The organism is Anabaena cylindrica UHCC 0172 (assembly GCF_034931625.1).
Taxonomy (GTDB): Bacteria; Cyanobacteriota; Cyanobacteriia; order Cyanobacteriales; family Nostocaceae; genus Anabaena; species Anabaena cylindrica_A.
Genome location: NZ_JAYGGY010000091.1, coordinates 28749 through 45883, shown reverse-complemented (window position 1 = coordinate 45883; position 17135 = coordinate 28749). Strand labels below are relative to the sequence as shown.

General features: G+C 37.7%; 12 protein-coding genes. 4 read left to right on the top strand and 8 right to left on the bottom strand.

The features are described 5' to 3' along the window. Window positions 1-161: 161 nt before the first annotated feature. The 4 genes from VB713_RS20000 to VB713_RS19985 form a co-directional block, all read right to left on the bottom strand. Window positions 162-2258: a tetratricopeptide repeat protein gene (locus VB713_RS20000; RefSeq protein WP_323313258.1), complete on the bottom strand. Its 2097-nt coding sequence runs from the start codon at window positions 2256-2258 to the stop codon at window positions 162-164. 114 nt (window positions 2259-2372) lie between these two features. After that, a complete protein-coding gene (locus VB713_RS19995) occupies window positions 2373-2813 on the bottom strand; it encodes a hypothetical protein (RefSeq protein ID WP_323313257.1) in 441 nt (146 codons plus the stop codon). Between the two features lie 341 nt (window positions 2814-3154). Then, complete coding sequence (gene def, locus VB713_RS19990) at window positions 3155-3676, bottom strand: peptide deformylase (protein ID WP_323313256.1); 522 nt, start codon at window positions 3674-3676, stop codon at window positions 3155-3157. Between the two features lie 51 nt (window positions 3677-3727). After that, window positions 3728-4939, bottom strand: coding sequence for an HhoA/HhoB/HtrA family serine endopeptidase (locus VB713_RS19985; protein WP_323313255.1), 1212 nt, complete (start codon window positions 4937-4939; stop codon window positions 3728-3730). A gap of 140 nt (window positions 4940-5079) precedes the next feature. On the opposite strand from VB713_RS19985, the gene dnaA reads away from it, so the two are divergent. From dnaA to dnaN, 3 genes are all read left to right on the top strand, one after another. Continuing rightward, window positions 5080-6456 carry a chromosomal replication initiator protein DnaA gene (gene dnaA, locus VB713_RS19980; protein ID WP_323313279.1) on the top strand — a complete coding sequence of 459 codons (1377 nt, stop codon included), beginning with the start codon at window positions 5080-5082 and terminating at the stop codon, window positions 6454-6456. A 222-nt stretch (window positions 6457-6678) separates the two neighbouring features. Then, window positions 6679-7638: a hypothetical protein gene (locus VB713_RS19975; protein ID WP_323313254.1), complete on the top strand. Its 960-nt coding sequence runs from the start codon at window positions 6679-6681 to the stop codon at window positions 7636-7638. A gap of 507 nt (window positions 7639-8145) precedes the next feature. Next, entirely contained in the window at window positions 8146-9294 is a 1149-nt protein-coding gene (gene dnaN / locus VB713_RS19970) for a DNA polymerase III subunit beta (RefSeq protein ID WP_323313253.1), read from the top strand. A 289-nt stretch (window positions 9295-9583) separates the two neighbouring features. Here dnaN and VB713_RS19965 read toward each other — a convergent pair whose 3' ends face one another. From VB713_RS19965 to VB713_RS19950, 4 genes are all read right to left on the bottom strand, one after another. Continuing rightward, a complete protein-coding gene (locus VB713_RS19965) occupies window positions 9584-12307 on the bottom strand; it encodes a GAF domain-containing protein (RefSeq protein WP_323313252.1) in 2724 nt (907 codons plus the stop codon). Between the two features lie 333 nt (window positions 12308-12640). Then, window positions 12641-13828 carry a TRC40/GET3/ArsA family transport-energizing ATPase gene (locus tag VB713_RS19960; RefSeq protein ID WP_323313251.1) on the bottom strand — a complete coding sequence of 396 codons (1188 nt, stop codon included), beginning with the start codon at window positions 13826-13828 and terminating at the stop codon, window positions 12641-12643. 43 nt (window positions 13829-13871) lie between these two features. Continuing rightward, window positions 13872-14261, bottom strand: a complete 390-nt coding sequence (locus VB713_RS19955; RefSeq protein WP_323313250.1) for a DUF2358 domain-containing protein — start codon at window positions 14259-14261, stop codon at window positions 13872-13874. 69 nt (window positions 14262-14330) lie between these two features. Next, window positions 14331-15230 carry an ABC transporter ATP-binding protein gene (locus VB713_RS19950; protein ID WP_323313249.1) on the bottom strand — a complete coding sequence of 300 codons (900 nt, stop codon included), beginning with the start codon at window positions 15228-15230 and terminating at the stop codon, window positions 14331-14333. 812 nt (window positions 15231-16042) lie between these two features. On the opposite strand from VB713_RS19950, the gene VB713_RS19945 reads away from it, so the two are divergent. Continuing rightward, entirely contained in the window at window positions 16043-16993 is a 951-nt protein-coding gene (locus tag VB713_RS19945; protein ID WP_323313248.1) for a glycosyltransferase, read from the top strand. Window positions 16994-17135: the final 142 nt, after the last annotated feature.

Here is a 17135-nt window from a genome sequence, read left to right as displayed (position 1 = left end):
ATTCCTCTTTATCCGTCAAAATTCAACAAACTACGAGATTCTCCACTAAGCTTATTGAAAAAGCCGCAACTACATTAACTCTGTTAACCGCTAACTTAGCTTTGTAGTCCAATACAATAAGATTGTATGGCGATACTTTATCAAAGTTGAGCAAGCTATTGTTAATGTCGGAACAAACGCAAGCAAAAGATCACAATACGTTTAATCAATAACCACAAACGATAGAACGGTAAAGCTAATATAGCTAATGGATCACGTAACAGAGTTTTAGGAGCAGAACGAGGTGTGAGTTGCTGTTGCAAAAGTTGTAAATTTTCTCGAACGGTTATTGTATGGGGATGATTAACTCCTAACACCCGTTCCAACATAACTAAAGCATCAAGGAAGAGAAGTTTGGCTTCACTGTAATTCTCTTGACTTTTGTGGAGGTCAGCTAAATTATTCAAGCTATTAGCAACATCAGGATGGTCGCCTATAAATAGCCGCTTTCTCATCTCTAAAGCTTTAATGTATAGAGGTTCGGCTGTACTGTACCACATTTGTTCATGGTAGAATACTGCTAAATTGTTCAAGCTTTGTGCAACATCAGGATGGTCGCCTGTAAATAGCCGCTTTCTCATCTCTAAAGCCTCAAGGTAGAGAAGTTTGGCTTCAATGTACTTCCCTTGACTTTTGTAGAGTAAGGCTAAATTATTCAAGCTATTAGCAATATCAGGATAGTCACCTGTAAATAGCCGCTTTCTCATCTCTAAAGCTTTAATGTAGAGAGATTCGGCTTCACTGTACTTCCCTTGCTTATGGTAAAGTACGCCTAAATTGCTCAAACTAGAAGCAACATCAGCATGGTCGCCTGTAAATAGTCGCTTATACATTCGCAAAGCATCAATATAGAGAGGTTTGGCTTCACCATACCGCCCTTGGCTATCGTATAGATATGCTAAATTGTTCAAACTTGCAGCAATATCAGGATGGTTGCCTGTAAACAACGCCTTGTAAACTTTTACGCATCCCTTCCGCCAAGGTTCTGCTAATTGATATAATGCCTTTCTTTCGTAAAATATGCCCAGCCCCACAAAAACCCAGATAAACTCATCTGTAAGGATGGATACAGGTAAATTGGCCTCTATTTCTGTTTTTTCCTTTATATTATCTATTAAACGTTGTCCCAAAGCTTCCCAATGAGAAACAATAAACTGAAAATTTCCAATATCTTCAGAGGTGGGTGACTGAGAAAGTGCTTGAGCAAGGGCTATCATCGGATTAATAAAAGTTCTTTCTAAAACTGGCTGCATTTCTCTGTATTCGGCTAACTGTTCTTGCAAAAACCACCTCACCAAATTATGTATTTTATAAGCTTCTTCTGGTGATTCTGCCAGTTGTAATAAGTTGCGTTGATAAAGTTGCAATTTTGCTGCTTTTAATTCTTCGTCTGTCCAAATTAGTTGTTTCTCTTCATTTTCTACTTCAAACTTAACTATCTCAACTACCAAATCCCAAACAATCAACTGAGGAGAAAATAAACTTAAAAATGCGCCCAGTTGTTGAGCTTGATTATCTAGTGTTTCCCAAGTTAAATTAAATGCGGCTTTAACTCCCAGTTGAGTTTTATTGATAGTTTCCCGTTCTTGTAAAGCTGCTTCTGCTAACTTACCTTTTTGCAACCGTGCCAACATCTCAGTTAGAGACAGTCCAGGGTCATTTAATAAATAACCACCAACTAAAATCATCCCCAAAGGCAAATATTCTAAAGATTTACATATTGCAGTTACAGCTTCTGGTTCTTTGAAAACTCGTTTATCTTTTTCCCCCAGTTGCTTTTGTAAAAGTTCTAATGCTTTTTCTGGTGAGAGAACATCTAAAAGTAGTTGTTGAATAAAATTAGGATCTAAATTTTGCAGCCGAGTTGTTATCAACACCCGAAACCGTGGCAGACTGGGGACAATTTCTCGCAGATGTGCTAAATCAGTTAAATCATCAACAACAATTAAAACAGGTAAATCTGTCTGTGGATATTGCAACCAACACCAAGCCACCTGTTCTTGTAAATTTAGCAGTTGTCCTCCTCGTTCTTGGGGAATTTCTAAACCCAACTGTAAGCTAAAAAACTCCAATACTTCCGCTGCGAGTCTGCTTTCTCTAGCATTAAACCAAATTATGCCCCCATACTCATCTTGATATTGTGTTGCATATTGGGTGGCTAATTCCGTTTTACCCAAACCACCCATTCCAGTTATCGCTACATAATTTCCCCGTCGCAAATCTTCATGGATAGTTGTCAGTTCTGTTTCTCGTCCAACAAAATGCCTAGAACCACGATAGGGTATATGTTTAGTGGGGGTTAACTTTGTCCGTTCCCCGTCAGACGAGTGCTGTCAAATATTAAACGTACTTCCTCTTTGGTCAATATTTTGATTTTGCGCGGCGTTGATAGCTTTTTGGATGTTTTGATTAAAAATTGTCGCCTGGGGGTGTTGAGAGTTTGCAAAAGCTGCTTGAATCTCTTTGAGAATTTCCGCTAAATTCGCCGGTGGGTTAGTTTCTGTTAACTGGGCTAATTCCTGGATAGACTGATTAACGTGAGGGTCTGTTTTAGCTGCGGCTTCTATTTCCAGTACAGCCTTGCCATAATCGAGGGGTTGTTGTGGTGCTTTTTCAATAGCGGTGACTGTTGCAGAAGATTGTTTTTTCAACGATTCCAAAAACTGCTTAGTCTTGTTTGATAAACCATCTCCGATGTTTTCGCCAATTTTTTCTAGTGCTTTGGTAGCCAGTACAGTTGCAAGAGCAACAGCACCAGTAGTTAATGGTTCCATCTGTGATATGTTTTAAAGTATCATTTTTGTCCATATTATAGTATAACTGTCAGAATCAGGATTTCCAGGATTTAAGGATATAGCGGTATGCACTTGCATGAAATACATCATAGTCCCCTCCTCGCTTGCGGGGTTGGGGGTGGGGTGTTTTAATAATTACGAATTATCCCAAGCTGTATTAACCCAAGTTGCTAGTTATCTAGTTGAGGTTGGTAATTGGTAATTGGTAATGGGTAATTGGGAAAAAGGTGATCAAATCCCAGACTTCATCCTGAAAATCCTTAAATCCTGGAAATCCTGATTCAGACAGTTTCTCTAACTAGCAACTTACGTTATTAGTCCTATATCCGCTTTTGGAATTCAGCTTCTGTCATTAATTCATAAGTAGATTCTACCCTATCTAAAAATACTTTCCCTTCAAGATGATCATACTCATGTTGAAAAATACGAGCAATAAAATCTGATAACTCTTGCTTTTTAATTTGACCATAGCGGTCAGTATATTCAATTTCAATTGTCCTATATCTAGGAACTAAACCTCTAATTCCCGGAACACTTAAACAACCTTCCCAACCTTTAACAACCTCAGTTGAACAAGCAATAATTTTTGGATTAATCATCGCCGTTGGTTCCATTTCTGGGGCATCAGGATATCTGGAATTGGGACGAGAAGCAACAATAAATAAACGATGAGATTCTGCTACTTGGGGTGCGGCAATTCCCACACCATTCGCCTGAGAAACAGTAGCTATTAAATCATCAATGAGTTTTTGGATATGCTCACTGTGAATATTTTCCACCCAAGCTGATTTTTGGCGTAATATCGGATTGCCTAATTGAATAATTGGTACTGTCTCAATCATGGAAGAAAAAATTATTTAGGTAATGGTAAATGCAGAAAAATAAATAAACAATTAGTTTTCAGAACGCGCTGGTAAAGGCGCAGGCTTAACTATTAATTGAGCCACTTTTCCATCACGTTCTACTTGAATTTGGAGAGGATTACCAATTTTGGTATTTTCTACAAGCTTTTGGACTTCCTCCACTTTATTCACAGGTTGATTGTTAATAGTTTTGATTACATCCCCTGGTTTGAATCCAGCAATTGCAGCTGGCGAGTTAGAAACTATCCTAACTAATAAAACTCCTTGCTCGGCAACTAAATTTACTCGTCCGCGAGATCTACTAAGAATTCTTTCTTTGATTTCTGGTGTTAGCGTTATCATTTCCACGCCTAAATATGGATGATCTACTTTACCTGTAGCAATTAATTCTTGGGAAATTTTCTGCACAGTATTAATAGGAATTGCAAATCCTAAACCTTGAGCGCCTTGGATAATTGCTGTGTTCATTCCTATCACTTCACCACGAGCATTTAGCAATGGTCCGCCAGAGTTACCAGGGTTAATTGCTGCATCTGTTTGTAAATAATCCACACGCTTATCACTAGCACCAATAGCACTACTAGAACGTTCTGTAGCACTGATAATTCCAGATGTGACCGTATTATTTAAACCTAAAGGATTACCAATGGCAATGACTGCTTCTCCTGGTTGCAACACATTGGAATTGCCTAAAGCTAAGGTAGGTAGATTATTGGCTTCAATTTTGATGACTGCCACATCTGTAACTTGGTCTTCTCCCAATACTTTACCGTCAAAAGTCCGACCGTCTTTGAGTGTAACTGTAACTTGGTCAGCACCATCAACTACGTGAGCATTAGTCAAAATTTGACCGGCAGAATTAATAATAAATCCAGAACCACTACCCCTTTCTACCCTTTGTCTTTCCTGTGGTACTCTGTCAAACCTACGAAAAAATGGATCTGAAAATTGATCTGGTGCTTGAGATGTAACAGTTCTAGCAGAATCAATACGAACAACTGCACCTCCTACCTTTTGTACTACTCCAACTACAAAATTAGGATCACCTGTGGCAGCGATGATAGGAGGGGGTGCAAATACCGAAGTCGGTGTGGTGGTATTTTGGGCTTGAGTAATACTTTGTTCAGCCTCTAAGGTCTTACTATTGAGGCTAGAACAGCTACTCAGCAGCACTGCGGCTAATCCAGTGATTAGCATCCACCCTCTTCTTTGTTGCACTAGTTTATGATTATTTGTCGTCATGTGTACTTTTCTCTCCGTGTTAGTCACTGGGTGATAGGATATTGGCTACCTGGTTTATGCCAGATTAATTACAGTTTAAAGTTAAATTATTGCTGGCTCATATCTTCTATTGTGGCAATTAGCAGCAAAGGTGGTAGATGATGGAAATTCCCATTGACAGTCTGTGGAGTCAGGTGCTAGAGCGCTTACAGCTAGAGCTATCCCGTCCCACCTTTGAAACTTGGATTAAAACTGCTAGTGCAGAGCAATTAGAAAATAATTGCTTGGTCATTCGGACTCCTAACCCTTTTGCTCGCAATTGGCTCCAGAAATATTACATCAATACGATCGCTCATGTTGTGCAAGATATTTTGGGTTATCCAGTAGAAATTTACATTACTGTTGCTCAAGGTGATGAAGTTTCTCCATTGGGTAAACAAGAAGTTGCTTGGGAATTGCCAGCAGTTAATCCTATTTTCCCCAATGTATCCAAAAATCAACAAAAAACTACAGAATTAAATCCCAAGTACGTTTTTTCAAGGTTTGTGGTTGGTGCTAATAATCGGATGGCTCATGCGGCTTCTTTGGCAGTGGCAGAATATCCAGGCAGGGAATTTAATCCTTTATTTTTATGCGGTGGTGTGGGTTTAGGTAAAACTCATTTAATGCAAGCTATTGGTAATTATCGTTGGGAAATTTATCCTAATTCTAAAATATTTTATGTTTCGACTGAGCAGTTTACTAATGATTTAATTACTGCTATTCGTAATGATAGTATGCAAAGTTTTCGGGAGCATTATCGGGCTGCTGATGTTTTGTTAGTTGATGATATTCAGTTTTTGGAAGGGAAGGAATATACTCAAGAAGAGTTTTTTCATACTTTTAATACTTTACATGAGTCTGGCAAACAAGTTGTCATTGCTTCTGACCGTCCTCCTAATCAGATTCCTAGTTTGCAAGAACGGCTGTGTTCACGGTTTTCGATGGGGTTGATTGCAGATATTCAATCCCCTGATTTAGAAACCAGAATGGCAATTTTACAAAAAAAAGCTGAGTATGAAAATATTCGTTTACCTAGAGATGTAGTTGAATATATTGCTTGTAATTATACTTCTAATATTCGGGAGTTGGAAGGGGCTTTAATTCGAGCTTTAGCTTATATTTCTATTTGGGGTTTAGCTATGACTGTGGAAAATATTACCCCAGTTTTAGGAGCTTCTAATCAAAAGCTAGAAGTGACACCAGAGGTAATTTTAAAAGTGATAGGGGAGACTTTTGATATTTCCATTGAAGACTTAAAAAGTAATTCCCGCAAACGAGAAATTAGTTGGGCTAGGCAGATAGGAATGTATTTAATGCGACAACATACAGGCTTGAGTTTACCGAGAATTGGTGAGGAGTTTGGTGGTAAAGACCATACAACGGTGATGTATTCTTGCGAGAAGATTACCCAATTGCTAGAGACAGACAAGACTTTAATTCAAACTATACGCCAATTGAGCGATCGCATCCACATGAATAGTCGTTCTCAAAAATAGGAGTTTATGAGGATGAGGATATCTGAAAATCTTACCCTTTTAGAGATATTTCTTAGACTTCCTGCAAAAGTTCCACTCCATACCTAATTCTCGATTATGAGGGGAAAAGAATTTTCAAAGTCCCTCAGATTGGGGGGATTTAAGGGTCAAAAAAAGATACTCTAGAATTGACACCTTATGTTATGGCTATAATTTGCCACAATCTTTGTAAATTGAGGAAAAATGACACGCTTTATCCATGACCAATTTTCTAAACAATATCTGACAGAACTCTTCACACCTTACGGCCAAGTAGAGATGAGTAAGGATATCACTTCAGAAGTGAGACAAATTGACGTATTTTTTACTCCTACATCTCCTGAAAATATAGAAGAATTAGGACTGTTAGGAAAAATGGGGACTTATGCAGCCTCAGTAATATTTGAACCATTCCGTAATGCAGTCAGCAAAAGTGAAATTCGTAGTTGCATGGGTAAACTATTTGACATCCATGCAGAAACAGAAAGAAAATATAAACGCAACGATACGCGAATTAATGAAACCGAACTACCGCATTTATGGATATTCACTCCGACTGCATCAGAAGACATTCTAGCAGGTTGTAATGCTACTGTAGATATAGAAACATGGGGTCAAGGAGTTTATTTCCTGGGGAAAGTGTTAAAAACTGGCGTTGTGGTCATACATCAATTACCAAGTACACCAGAAACACTGTTTTTGAGGGTATTAGGTAGAGGGAAGGTACAAAGACAAGCAGTGGAAGAATTAGAAGCACTAGCTAATAATAATCCATTCTTGGAGAATGTTATAAAATTAGTACATGACCTAATTGCGATGTTATCAGCACGTCAACAAAAAGAAAAAGATATTGATCAAGATGATCAGGAGTTGATTATGAAATTATCAGAAATGTATCAACAATTATTAGAAGAACTCAAAGAAGAACAAAGGCAACAAGGACGACAAGAAGGGCGACAAGAAGGAGAATTAATAGGAATTGATAGAGGGATACAAAGAGAACGTCGCGCTATGGTTGAAAGTATTTTGCAAGTACGTTTTGGACAAATTGATCCTGAGTTGGTGAAAATTATTGATCAAGTAATTACCATGTCTAGGGAAGAATTTACTCCCTTACTTTTAAATTTATCTCGTGCAGATTTATTAAATAGGTTTACAAAATAGCTATTTACAAATCAAAGGAGTTATGGTTTAGCGCCAAGAGACAGGACTTTAATCCCAACTTTACGCCAATTGAGCGATGTCTTTCCTACGGTTCCGTAAGGGATACGGCGAGCGCAGCGATCGCATTCACATGAATAGTCGTTCTCAAAAATAAGGCAGAGGAAGCAGAAGGGTAGAGGATAAAATTAAGAATTACGAATTAACAATGTTTTCCACAACCAACAGCCAAACTGATAGTCTTGATATTTGAGTATTTCAGCAGCAATATTAAGCTAAGTATAAAAAATTGTTAAATTTAACTACAATTGTGGAGAAATAATTACCTTTTGTGGAAAAAACTGTGGAAAACGTCAAGATTTTTCCAGTAAATTCTCTTGAGTATAATTACTCTGTGGAAAAACCAGCCTAGTTTTCCACAAGTTTTCCACAGATGCTAGTCTCCAGATTCCTAGTCCTTAGAGCAAGATAATAAGTTAGGATTATTTTTTCAACCCTGTTCCCTGCTATATGAAATTAGTTTGCGCTCAAAGCGATCTTAGTACCAATCTTTCACTCGTTAGTCGTGCAGTACCATCAAGGCCAACTCATCCTATACTTGCCAATATACTGCTACAAGCCGATGCTCAAACTAACCAAGTTAGCTTAACAGCCTTTGATCTCAGCTTGGGTATCCGTAGCAGTTTTAGTGCCGATGTAATTGAAGGGGGAGCGATCGCACTTCCTGCTAGACTACTTGTAGATATCACCTCTCGTCTTCCAGAAGGCGAAATCACCCTAGATGACGAATCAGCAGACTCTACCGGAGAAGGCTTAATAGTCACCCTCAAACCCAAAAACGGCAAGTATCAAGTCCGCGCTATGGGAGCAGAAGAATTTCCCGAATTACCAATCATTGAAAATTCTGAAGCCATTCAACTCACCACCGCTGCACTCATTGAAGGCTTACGCGGTTCATTATTCGCTACCAGCGCAGATGAAACTAAACAAGTCCTCACCGGCGTACATCTAACAGTTAAAGAAGATACTTTAGAATTTGCAGCTACGGACGGACATCGCCTAGCTGTGCTGGAAACCACTAATGAGCGTCCTCTAGATGGTAGCAATCAACTAGAAGTCACAGTACCAGCAAGAGCATTACGCGAACTGCAAAGAATGTTAGCTCATAGCTCATCAGAAGAAACTGTAGCCTTATATTTTGATCAAGGTCAAGTTGTATTTGCTTGGCAAAATCAACGTTTAACTAGCCGCACTTTAGAAGGTCAATATCCCGCTTATCGCCAACTAATACCCCGTCAATTTGAGCGACAAGTAACATTAGAACGGCGACAATTTATCAGCACCTTAGAGCGAATTGCTGTGTTAGCTGACCAGAAAAATAATATTGTCAAAGTCAGCATTGATAACGCCAATCAAGAAATTACCCTATCTTGTGAAGCTCAAGATGTGGGTAGTGGCACAGAATCAATGTCAGCACAAATATCTGGTGAAGATATAGATATTGCCTTTAATGTTAAATATTTAATGGAAGGCTTGAAAGAGTTACCATCTACAGAAATTCAAATGCACTTAAATCAAAGCTTAACTCCAGTAATTTTTACGCCTTTAGGTGGTTTAAAAATGACTTATTTAGCAATGCCTGTACAACTGAGAAATTAGCAGTACTATGTTTAATTAGGATTTTATCTCGTTATCTCGTTCCCAGTTTCTAACTGGGAATGTCATCATAGAGCCTCTGGCTCTAATATACAGCACTTTGCTCAACCGTTTGGTACAAAATGAAATCCTATAATCCTTTCACCATAAACCTTTTGTACACTTAAGTGTGGCACTTTAATAAGAAAAGTGCTGTAACTAAAGGTAGAGCCTTTTGAAATTCATTCCCATACAGAGTATGGGAACGAGGAATATCCTGACTCCTGACTCCTGACTCCTGACTCCTGAATTCTTACACCAAATGCTTAATTGGAATTTCAATCAAGAATTCTGTACCCCTATCTGGTTGCGAATTACATTTCAACAAACCACCGTGTTTTTCTACCACAATTTGATAGCTAATTGATAACCCCAAGCCAGTCCCTTTACCTACTGGCTTAGTAGTGAAAAATGGGTCAAATATTCTTGTCCTGACAGTTTCTGGCATTCCTGGTCCATTGTCACTAATTCTAATCACTACATTTTTAAGATTGCTATTTACTTCTTTAATAGTAGTAGAAATAGTAATGTTCCATATTGTGGGAGTTTCTGCGGTGGATGTTTTGTAACTTTCTAAGGCATCAATCGCATTACTCAAAATATTCATAAATACTTGATTTAGTTGCCCAGCATAACACTCTATTAACGGTAAATCACTATATTCTTTAATTATTTTAATACAAGGAAATTCAGGTCTGGCTTTTAACCGATGCTGCAAAATCAGCAAAGTACTATCAATGCCATCATGGATATTAACTTCCTTCATTTCAGATTCATCAAGTCGCGAGAAATTTCGCAAAGATAAGACGATTTGCCGAATGCGCTCAACTCCAATTTTCATGGAATATAAACTTTTAGGTAAATCTTTGATCAAAAATTCTAAATCTAATTCTTCTGCCAGTTCTAAAATATCTTGGCTTGGTTCTGGGCATTTTTGCTGATAGAGATTGAGCATACTCAGTAAGTCTTCAGCATATTCATTGATATGAATGAGGTTGCCAGAGATAAAGTTAACTGGATTATTAATTTCATGGGCTACACCTGCCACAAGTTGCCCTAAAGAAGACATTTTCTCAGTTTGAATAAGTTGGGTTTGAGTAGCTTGTAGTTCATGCAGAGTTTGTGTGAGTTGTTCTGCTTGTTGCTGAGTTTTTACCAACAATTCAGCTTGTTGAATTGCTACTCCAAGTTGCGCTGCGATCTGACTGATAAAATTAACTTCAGATGGTTTCCATTGACGCGGACCTGTATGTTGATAAGTACAAAGTAAACCCCAAAGTTTTTTTCTAATTAAAATAGGAGCTAATACAAAAGCATGAATTTGAAACTGTTCTAGATTATCGACATGACAGGGTGTAAATCCCATTTGGTAGATATCATCTACGGCAAAGGTTTCATTATTACGATATCTTCCTCCTTCAGTGTCTTGTAAATAAGTATCATTCCAAATTGTATTAATACCAAGTTTAGATTCATTGAACCAGTTGGGACTAGCAGCTTCAAAATCACCCACAAATGCCCCACCCCAATCAGCACTGAATTTATAAACAGAAACACGATCTGCTTTGATTAATTGACAAACTTCCTTTGTGGTGGTTTTAAAAATAGCCTCGGTATCAAGAGACTGGCGGATTTTGTTAATAACTCCAAATACAGCTTGTTGTTGTTCAGCAGTCCTTTGCATTTCTAATGTCCGCTTGTGGACTTGTTTTTCTAAATTTTCATTAAAACTTTGTACCTGTTGGTAAAGTTCATATTGCTGAATAGCAGAAGCAAAGTGTTTACTAATTTCTCTAGCTAGTTCAATTTCTTCATTTGTCCATTTTTGGGCTTGTCCTTGTTTAGATTCGCTCCACAAGTCAAAAGATAGACGGGGATAAAGTTGTCTGTTGTCTGGGTCAAATTTACCAGCCCAAAGGGTTTCTGTGTCTATTTCGTTGCGAAAAATGCTTAAATAACCCACTAATTCTTGTCGATAGTGGAGGGGAATCATTAAAATGCTGCGGATTTTTGTAGGTTTAAAAGCAAGTTGGACAATGCGTAAATTAGAATTTTGGTAGATATCAGAAATTGCCCAAATGTCGTATTGACCAGATTTGTAATGTTCTTGCCAGACGCTATACTGCTCTAACAGTGGATATATATTTTGTTCAGAAATAACAGGTTGCTGTCCACATACATAAAGCCGAAGACAATTGCTCCCAGGAATTAAACATTTTGTTAAAGATTGAAAGCTACTATGTTGGAAGTCAAAGGCATTGTGTCTGATGCATAACCTGCCACCAACACCATTAAAAGCAGCAACTGTGGCTTCTAAAGCTGGCTGTAAGACAATTGTTGGCAGTGAATGGAGGAGGGTAGCAATACGGTTGATAATGGTTTCTCGTTCGGCTTTGGTACGGGCCTGGTTGAGGAGATTACTTTGTGCGATCGCAACAGACAACTGCTCTACCACCATCTGCATCGCTTCTAGTTCATATTCTGCCACATCACGGGCTTCAGAATGATGAGATACTAACAATCCCCACAATTGATCTTCATGAATAATCGGCGCAACTACAGAAGACTTAACCCCCATAGCCGTTAAATATTCCACATGACATGGATCTACTGAACGGTAAAGAATCTCTTCAGAAATAATTTCCCCTGTTTCCATATCACGCTGAGGACTTTGACCAATCTGCCTGGAATCAACATTCACGACAGAACGCACCCGCGACTTCATAAACATTTCACGCGCATGAGGCGGAATGTCATCAGCAGGGAAATTCAACCCCAATAAGGATGGTATCCGATTTTCATAAATGGATTCAGCAATAACCTGACCACTGCCATCAGCATGAAATTTGTAAATCATTACTCGGTCAGTTCCCAGTAAAGACTGAACTTCCGCCGTTGTCGCTGTGATAATATCTTTCAACTCTAAAGACTGCCGGATGCGATTTGTAATCCAACGCAGTAAGGTTTCTTGAGACATACCTGCTCTCTGGTTTAGTGGAGGGATAGAAACCATCTTTTTTATACAATAATTAATATCTTACTATAGTCGATTCTTGAGCTTAATAATATTTAAAGGTTTTCCTGAGAGCTTTGCCCACAGTAAGTATACGGTCACATCCTAACTGGAGGCAAAAATCATTATTTTGATCATCAATTTCCACAAAATTATAGCCAGGGAACTCTTAAAAGGTAACAGGTGACAAAAACAATTCAAAATAGTGCTTCCGGTAGGTCACATTCACAAAAATTAAAAACTCCTACCTATTGCCACTGATAACTGATAGCTTTTTCTTCACCTGTCACCTGTCACCTAAACTTTCACAATCTCAGCAAAGCGGATTTTCAGATAATCATCTTCCATCTTTGCACCTGATGGTTGCAGTGCTGCTAAAGCCTGGGGTAAAACCAAATTACGGCGATGATTACCAATAGTAATATTTAATTCATCACCACTTTTACTGAGTTGCACTTGGTTTTTAGGAATGCCAGGTAAATAAAGTTCTAAGCTGTATTGGTTATTCTCTTGTACAACTCTAATAGTTGTTTCTTTGTAATAAATCTGAGTTGGATCTTCATCTGGGTAAAGAGTTTCTTTAAGTCTCTCTAATGCTGCCAAACCGCACATTTCTTCAGAATAAAGAGGTACTTCTTTCACCGGTAAAGGGTGGAAGTTATCATGAATTTCTTGACGGTATTGTTCTTGATTCTCTTTCCACCGTTGGAAAAATGGATCTTTAACTTCTTGAGGAATAATACGATTAGCTACAATTAAATCTGTCGCCACATTATATAAACTTAGATAAGCATGGGCGCGGAGAGATTCTTTAATCACCATTTTTTCTGGATTGGTGACAAGACGGACTGAGGTTTGAGTATTATCAGTTAATACTTTTTCCAAAGCTTCTATTTGTTCATAAAATTCATAAGGCGCATCCATCACTTCTCTATCTGGTAAAGAAAAACCAGCAATTGGCCTAAAAATAGGTTCAACCAGAGGTCGAAGTGCTACAGAGATGTTTTGAAAAGGTTTGTAAAAACGCCGCATATACCAGCCGCCAACTTCCGGTAAACTCAATAGGCGTAGTGCAGTACCAGTTGGGGCAGAATCAATAATCAAAACGTCAAATTCCCCTTCATCATAGTGACGTTTCATCCTTACCAAGCCGAAAATCTCATCCATGCCTGGTAAAATCGCCAATTCTTCCGCCTGTATCCCGTCTAAACCCCGTGCTTGCAAAACTTGGGTAATGTAACGCTTTACAGCACCCCAGTTACCTTCTAATTCTTGCAATGCGTCGAGTTCAGCACCCCACAAATTTGGGCGTACTTGTCGAGCATCATGTCCCAATTCTAGATCAAAGCTGTCTGCTAGAGAATGAGCAGGGTCTGTACTTAAAACTAGTGTTCGGTAGCCGAGTTCTGCACAACGAAGTCCCGTTGCTGCGGCGACTGAGGTTTTACCCACGCCACCCTTACCTGTCATTAAAATTACACGCATGGATGATTCTGTCCTGCTTTAATTTTGTTTACATTTATTTACATTATCCGTTGTTTAAGGAAAATAGGTGTTGCTTTAAGACATCTAATCGAGAACCATGCCAATAATCAATGTGGGAAACTATTAAACCATCAGCGTTGATAAGTAGTTCACTCCAACCAGATATGGAAATGCGGGGTTTCCACGGTAGAGGGGAATTCCAACTAAGTGTCCACTCGCTTTTAATTGTGTCTTCTTGGCGTTGAATATTATGTAAATCCATTTTCAGATTGAGGAAGAAAGTCTGGATAAATTTAATCATCCATTTATAAAGTTCTAAACCACGAAATTTAAAAACCGGATCTTGAAAATAAACATCTGACGCATAAATACTGTAAGTTTGATTGACTGGAAATCTTTGATAGTCGGCTTTGAGAATTTCAATAATATCCATGATAGGTAATAGGTAATGGGTCAAAAATTAGAGCTTTTTACTCGATACTCGGTACTCGGTACTCGGTACTCAATACTCATTACCTTGAGTTACTTCTACATAAATATGCTCTAACCGCACAGGCTGACGTGAAATTGAATCAATGGGTATACTGTCAAACTTGGCAATGATTTCTTTTAATTCTAGCGTTTCTGGCAACCAAAAAGCTAAATCGCTCCCATAACGCCGGGTTGTAAAGCCATATTTATCAGCTAGTGCGATCGCTTCTTCTTCTTGTGTAGTTTGTAACACGATAATTTCTTGAGCCGGAATTGAGGTTTTTAACTCAGATAAACTCCCCTCAGCTAAAATTCTACCATTTTTCAAAATCCCAATTCTATTACACAGTCTTTCAGCTTCATCTAATAAATGTGTTGTTAATAAAATCGTCATGCCCTGATTTTTAAGTTGGCGAATTAATTCCCAGATTTCATATCTTGCTTCAATATCTAAGCCTGTAGTCGGTTCATCAAGAATTACTAATTGCGGCTGATGTACTAAAGCCACAGCAATATTTAACCGTCTTTGCATTCCACCACTAAGAGTTTCTACAGGACTTTTAGCCCTATCTAATAAGTTAACAGCCGTGAGAGTTGCTTTTACTTGTTTCTGGCGTGTTTGACGATCTAAACCATAAATAGCAGCAAAAAAATTGAGATTTTCTTCACAAGATAGAGTCTTATACAACAGATTTTCTTGAGGTGCAATCCCAATTAATTTTTTGGTCGCTTCTGAAACAGATTGATTATTAATTATAACATCACCGCTGTCTGTGTTGAGGAGATTACAAATAATATTGATTGTTGTAGTTTTACCCGCTCCATTTGCACCTAATAAGCCATAAATTTCCCCTGATTCAATATGTAATTGCAAGTCCTGGAGAACTTTTCTGCTGCCGTAAGACTTGTTTAAGTTTTTAATTTTCAGCATATTTCCAATTCATAAATTTTAAATTTTTTGAATATCAACTTGACTGTCTGATAGCAGTAATTGAAAGCTAATAAGCTTTGAGTGAGCAACTAAAATTACTAAGTAACTAGCTTGATTTTAAGGTAATCTGTAGTCATTTGTTGGAATTCACACATCAATACTGTTTCGGTGACGATTTATTTCATCACGAACTTCCCTAAAGTGACAATAGAGACATATATATTATACTGATTGCCAAATAGTATTTTGTGCGATATTACTAAGAATAATTACGTATTAGCCGAAATTCTTTAATCAAGATACCAGCGCATTTAAGGCAGATTAATTTACAAAATTGACATCACAAAAGGCTTCTGGTTGATTCTACAGTGGCTATCTGTAACTATAAAGGAGAAAACCGCATCTGCGATCGCTAGTAGTCTGTCAAATATATTTTGACGGATAAAGAAGAAACGAACCGCGTTCGCGTAGCGTCCCGTAGGGATAGGAAGAAGGGAGAAGGAAGAAAGAAAATTTATTTACCCGTCAATTAGTTCTTGACAGACTACTAGTTGGGACAGAGGAAAATTTTGATTTCTGTAGGCTACACCTGTACTCTGCGCTTAAAAAACTTAGTTTTATAGTAAGAATTCAGGATTCAGAATGCTTATGAAATGAAGATATAGAGAGAAGCGAGATTTTAGCAAAATCATTAAATTTGACTCGAAAAGTCTTTATTCTCCTGACTTAGAGTATTCTCTATCCTGAATCCTTACCTTACGTTTTATAAAAAATATAGAGATGCTTTAGTTTAGAAAAGAGTGCTTAAATTTATGATTTCTGTTGTCATCCCAGTTTATAATGGCGAAAAAACAATTCAAGAAACTATTCAATCTATTCTCAAACAGACATTTACTGATTTTGAAATCATTGTGATCAATGATGGGTCAAAAGACACAACTTTAGACATAATTGATCAGATCAAAGATATCAGAATAAAAATATTTTCTTATCCCAATGCTGGACTAGCAAGTAGTCGAAATCGTGGATTAAAAATTGCTAATAGAAAATACATTTCTTTTATGGATGCCGATGATATATGGACTCCTGATAAACTAGAAGCTCAATTAAATGCCTTAATTAAAAATTCTACGGCTGCTGTTGCTTATAGTTGGACTGATTATATTGATGAATCTAGTCAATTTTTGCGTTCAGGTTTATATATTACTGTTAATGGTTATGCTTTACCAAAGCTATTATTCACTAATTTTTTAGAAAATGGATCTAATGGTTTATTCTTGACTCAAGCTTTAAGAGATTTAGGAGGCTTTGATGAATCTTTAGAACGTTCCGCTGATTGGGATATGTATCTGCGATTAGCTGCTGATTATCCTTTTGTCTGTGTCCCTACACCACAAATTTTATATAGAGTATCAAATAGCTCAATGTCCACCAATATAAATAAAATGGAGGAAGCAGGCTTAAAAATTATCAACAAAGCCTTTTGTCAAGCACCTCAAGATTTACAGTCTTTAAAAAACCAGAGTTTAGCAAATTTATATATGTTTCTGACTCTAAAATCTCTAGAAGGTTATCCAAAACCGCAAAAAAGCTTAGTAGCTCTTAAGTTACTGGGAAAAACTTTTAAATATCAGCCGGCTATCGCTTGGAATAGAAGGAAAATAACTTTAATTGCAGTTATAAAAAGTATATTAGGAATTGTTTTACCTGGAAAAAAAGCTCAATCTTTCTGGATTTTTCTGAAAAAATTTAATCAAAAATAACTACCATGACAGTGAGGATTCAGGATACAGAATATTTGATACAGCGGAAACCGCTTTTATGAGGTACATCTTAGCCCTTTCATCGCTGAATAGGCAACAGAAGAGAAAATATTCTTCCTTCTTCCTTTTTTCTCCTGACTCC

What these genes read in the sequence shown, in the direction of transcription:
- VB713_RS19995 (WP_323313257.1), bottom strand. Translation starts at nt 2,813, where the DNA reads ATGGAACCATTAACTACTGGTGCTGTTGCTCTTGCAACTGTACTGGCT.
- def (WP_323313256.1), bottom strand. Translation starts at nt 3,676, where the DNA reads ATGATTGAGACAGTACCAATTATTCAATTAGGCAATCCGATATTACGC.
- VB713_RS19985 (WP_323313255.1), bottom strand. Translation starts at nt 4,939, where the DNA reads ATGACGACAAATAATCATAAACTAGTGCAACAAAGAAGAGGGTGGATG.
- dnaA (WP_323313279.1), top strand. Translation starts at nt 5,080, where the DNA reads ATGGAAATTCCCATTGACAGTCTGTGGAGTCAGGTGCTAGAGCGCTTA.
- VB713_RS19975 (WP_323313254.1), top strand. Translation starts at nt 6,679, where the DNA reads ATGACACGCTTTATCCATGACCAATTTTCTAAACAATATCTGACAGAA.
- dnaN (WP_323313253.1), top strand. Translation starts at nt 8,146, where the DNA reads ATGAAATTAGTTTGCGCTCAAAGCGATCTTAGTACCAATCTTTCACTC.
- VB713_RS19965 (WP_323313252.1), bottom strand. Translation starts at nt 12,307, where the DNA reads ATGTCTCAAGAAACCTTACTGCGTTGGATTACAAATCGCATCCGGCAG.
- VB713_RS19960 (WP_323313251.1), bottom strand. Translation starts at nt 13,828, where the DNA reads ATGCGTGTAATTTTAATGACAGGTAAGGGTGGCGTGGGTAAAACCTCA.
- VB713_RS19955 (WP_323313250.1), bottom strand. Translation starts at nt 14,261, where the DNA reads ATGGATATTATTGAAATTCTCAAAGCCGACTATCAAAGATTTCCAGTC.
- VB713_RS19950 (WP_323313249.1), bottom strand. Translation starts at nt 15,230, where the DNA reads ATGCTGAAAATTAAAAACTTAAACAAGTCTTACGGCAGCAGAAAAGTT.
- VB713_RS19945 (WP_323313248.1), top strand. Translation starts at nt 16,043, where the DNA reads ATGATTTCTGTTGTCATCCCAGTTTATAATGGCGAAAAAACAATTCAA.